At 41.5% G+C, this 318-nt stretch carries 1 protein-coding gene; it reads right to left on the bottom strand.

Going from position 1 to position 318, the window contains the following annotated elements; genetic code table 11:
- Positions 1-238 (bottom strand): IS3 family transposase (locus AC2UZJ_RS12580; RefSeq protein ID WP_486950461.1); only part of this gene is annotated, 238 nt, incomplete at its 3' end.
- Between the last annotated feature and the right edge of the window lie 80 nt (positions 239-318).

Raw genomic sequence — 318 nt, 5'->3', positions numbered from 1 at the left:
TCAAGCGTTGCACCTTTTTATGATTTACCACTTCACCTAAATGACGTAATGCCGCCGTAATACGGCGATAGCCGTAGCGTCCTTTATGACGGTGGTAAAGCGCTTGAATCTTCGCTTTTAAGATTGTGAGCGGGTCCACCACCCGCTGTTTAGCTAAGTGGTAATAAAAGGTACTGCGAGATAACTGTGCAATACCTAGCAGTAAATTTAAACTATGTTTTTGCCTTAATTCAGCCACTACACGCGCTTTTTCTTGGGTAAGCGATTTGCTTTTTTTGCTTGTTCTTTTTTCTGAAGTAAGGCATCGAGCTTTTTTAA

The sequence above is a fragment of the Paenalcaligenes sp. DL 309 genome (genome assembly GCF_057475285.1).
Note: the sequence above shows the minus strand (reverse complement) of the source record. Positions and strands in the feature narration are given on the sequence as shown.